Source organism: Streptosporangium sp. NPDC051023, assembly GCF_040689595.1.
Classification (GTDB): Bacteria; Actinomycetota; Actinomycetes; order Streptosporangiales; family Streptosporangiaceae; genus Streptosporangium.
The window spans coordinates 1-3,014 of the sequence record NZ_JBFBCE010000201.1; the positions used below are offsets into that span (position 1 = coordinate 1).

Annotated in this window: 4 protein-coding genes; 2 read left to right on the forward strand and 2 right to left on the reverse strand. The window is 66.5% G+C overall.

Annotation, left to right across the window (positions count from 1 at the left end):
* Positions 1-174 precede the first annotated feature (174 nt).
* Together AB0395_RS47970 and AB0395_RS47975 are read right to left on the reverse strand one after the other, a co-directional pair.
* The gene (locus tag AB0395_RS47970; protein ID WP_366295007.1) at positions 175-663 is read right to left on the reverse strand and encodes a DUF6326 family protein; all 489 of its coding nucleotides are present in this window, start codon (positions 661-663) and stop codon (positions 175-177) included.
* 91 nt (positions 664-754) lie between these two features.
* The gene (locus AB0395_RS47975; RefSeq protein ID WP_366295010.1) at positions 755-1,795 is read right to left on the reverse strand and encodes an NAD(P)-dependent alcohol dehydrogenase; all 1,041 of its coding nucleotides are present in this window, start codon (positions 1,793-1,795) and stop codon (positions 755-757) included.
* Between the two features lie 115 nt (positions 1,796-1,910).
* On the opposite strand from AB0395_RS47975, the gene AB0395_RS47980 reads away from it, so the two are divergent.
* Both AB0395_RS47980 and AB0395_RS47985 read left to right on the forward strand, forming a co-directional pair.
* Complete coding sequence (locus tag AB0395_RS47980; RefSeq protein WP_366295012.1) at positions 1,911-2,585, forward strand: TetR/AcrR family transcriptional regulator; 675 nt, start codon at positions 1,911-1,913, stop codon at positions 2,583-2,585.
* Positions 2,586-2,608: 23 nt separating this feature from the next.
* A complete protein-coding gene (locus AB0395_RS47985; RefSeq protein ID WP_366295014.1) occupies positions 2,609-2,818 on the forward strand; it encodes a peptide deformylase in 210 nt (69 codons plus the stop codon).
* Positions 2,819-3,014: the final 196 nt, after the last annotated feature.

Sequence of the window (3,014 nt, forward strand, 5' to 3'; positions counted from 1 at the left end):
TCGCTGCCAGCAATGCCACCGTCTCAGCTGCTACGCCCATACCACACCAACGAGCGATACCCTCGAAAGCTACGGGTTATTTATCTGCAAGCCCTTAAGCGAGCCCGCAACACCGATTCACCCGGCGGTCCTGCACCGGCAACTTCCACTCGCCTAAGGGCTTTACACGGATACCTACTGTCGAAGGTCCTGTCGAAGGTCGGTCGTCGCGGGACCGGCTGGGACGGCGGGGGTTCGAGGCCATGTCCAGGCGGAGCGCAGGATGAAGGCCAGGAGCAGCACCTCGATTCCGATGGAGAGGCCGTAGAAGGAGGCCCAGTCCCAGGACTCCCCTACCGCGTTGACCGCCGAGTAGGGGATGTAGAGCGATGCAACGACGAGGTTCGTGGCGCGGTTCACCCGGGCGGGCAGCGTCATGGAGAGCATCACCATCAGGGCCGGGATCGCCACGGACGCGAGCATCATGGTCAACAGCGTCGGGGTGATGTCGAACTCGAAGACGACGCCAGCCAGCATGTCGTCGATGGAGCCGGGCTTGTAGAGGTGGAAGTAGTCGACGTAGATGTAGAGGAACATGAAGCTGGTCCATGCGGCGGTGAGCTTGACCTGCACGGGGATCGGCGGGTTGTCGAGCAGGTTCAGGGTTTTCGTTCGGATAGTCATCGATTCTTCGTTCTCGGGGAGCGGGCCCTCCGCCAGAGTGGCGGCAGGTCTGGCGTACGCACGGGTTGGGTCGTTCTCGTCGGTCCGGTCGTCAGATGGTCACGACGACCTTCCCTCTGGTGTGGCCGGCCGCGATGTAGCGGAGGGCGTCGGCTGCTTCGTCGAGGGGGTACGTGCGGTCGATGGCGGGCGTGACCTGCCCGCTCGTGAGCAGGTCGGCCAGGGTGAGCAGGTCCTGGCGCTTCCCGACCGACGTGAAGGGCTTCAGCTGCTGACGGGTGAACCCGGACAGCACGCGGGCTTTGACGATCCGGCCGAGGGGGCCGAGCCAGCGGCCGCCGCGTCCGCTGTTGGGGATGAGGGTGCCGGTGGGCGTCAGCGCTCGGCGGACAGCCGCCAGGGGCTGGGCTTCCACGTTGTCGAGGATGACGTCGTAGCGCTTCTCGGTGCGGGTGAAGTCGGTCTCCGTGTAGTCAACGACGTGGTCGGCGCCGAGCGACCGGACCAAGTCGACGTTGCGGGTGCTGCACACACCTGTCACCTCGGCGCCGAATGCCTTGGCGATCTGTACGGCGAAGGAGCCCACGCCGCCCGACGCGCCCGTGATCAGCACCGTCTGGCCCGGTCGAACGTTCGCGATGTCGCGCAATGCCTGCAATGCCGTCATGCCCGACGTGGGCACCGCTGCCGCGTCCGCGTCCGACAGGTTGGCAGGCACGGACACGAGGTGGTCCGCCGGGACGCAGGCGTACTCCGCGAGCGTTCCTGTGGTGCTCCAGCCGAACACCTTGTCGCCGGGTCGGAGAGTGGTGACATCGTTCCCGACCGCTGCCACCACGCCAGCGAGGTCCCTGCCGGGGATGCCGTGGCGGGGCCGGCGGATCCCGAACACCAGGCGCACCACGTACGGCTCACCGGTCATGACGAAGTAGTCGCCAGGATGCACCGAGGCTGCGCCGACTTGGACGAGCACATCGCCTCGACCGGGCAGCGGTAGCCCGACCTCGGACGACTTAAGCACTGAGGGCGGGCCGTAGCGGCGCTGGACGGCGGCCCGCATCATCGCCGCCTCGGCCCGACTCGCCCCCCGCACCAGGCCTGCTCCGGCATTCGATCGCTGTTCGATTCCCACAGAAGCCCCCTCATCCGAACCGCGTCTCTCGGCAGCTCGTACACCGTACGTCGTACGCTGTACTATGGACGTACGCTGTACGATTGTCAAGCCGTTCGAGCGAGCGAGGAGACCCATGTCTGTGAGAGAGCAACGCCAGATCGCGTCAGACGCGGGGCTGAGCAAGCAGCGGGTGGTAGTCGAGGCGATCCGGCTGGCCGACCGCGAGGGGGTCGACGGACTGAGCATGCGCCGGCTGGCTGGCACGCTCGGCGCGGGTGCGATGTCGCTCTATCACTACGTGGCGAGCAAGGAGGAGTTGCTGGACGCCATGGTCGACATCGTGTTCGAGGAGATCGAACTCCCGCCCGAAGGGACCGACTGGCAGTCGGCGATGCGACGGCGTGCGGTATCCGCCCGACAGGTTCTCGTACGCCACCCGTGGGCGAACGGCCTGATGGAGTCGCGGACATCGCCGGGGCCCGCGAACCTCCGGCACCACGAAGCGGTCACCGCTTGCCTGAGGCAGGCTGGCTTCTCGGTCTTGATGGCGACGCACGCCAACTGGTTGCTCGACAGCTATGTCTACGGTTTCGCCCTGCAGGAAGCTAGCCTGCCGTTCGACACCGCCGATGAGTTCGCGGACGTGATCGAAGACGCCTACCTGTCCCAGCTTCCTCCTGACGAGTTCCCCTACCTCAACGAGTCCGCCGCGGCGCTCGTCGCTGCCGGCTTCGACCCGGCGGAGGAGTTCGTCTTCGGCCTTGACCTCATCCTGACCGCCCTCGAGCCCCTGAGAGCCTCCGCATAGCGACGCTCACGGACCGTCGCGCCATGGTCCCGCGACCCCTGCGGACCGAGGTGAGCACCGCCGATCTCGACGGCGCCTGGGTGGCCACTACGTTCGAGCACGGGCTCGCCCGGCTCGTCGCGCACGAGATCGATCACCTCGACGGGCTGCTCTACACCGACCGCATGCGCCCCGGCGTTCACCCGATCCCCGTCGAGGAGTACCGCGGCACCGGCTCTACGTGGAGCTACTGACGGCCAAACGGGCCAAGCGTCCGGCCAAACGGCCTTCTGCGGTCAAGTCAGCCGTCGGGCGATCAGATCGCTTCTGGCGGTCCCTCCTTTGACGTGGCAATACCCTCGAACTGTAGAGACTTCCGGTGTGGTGATCTTCAGGTTTTATGATCTTGCCGGTGCGTCGCGCGCCGTCGGGGCAGGCTCTGCCCTGCCC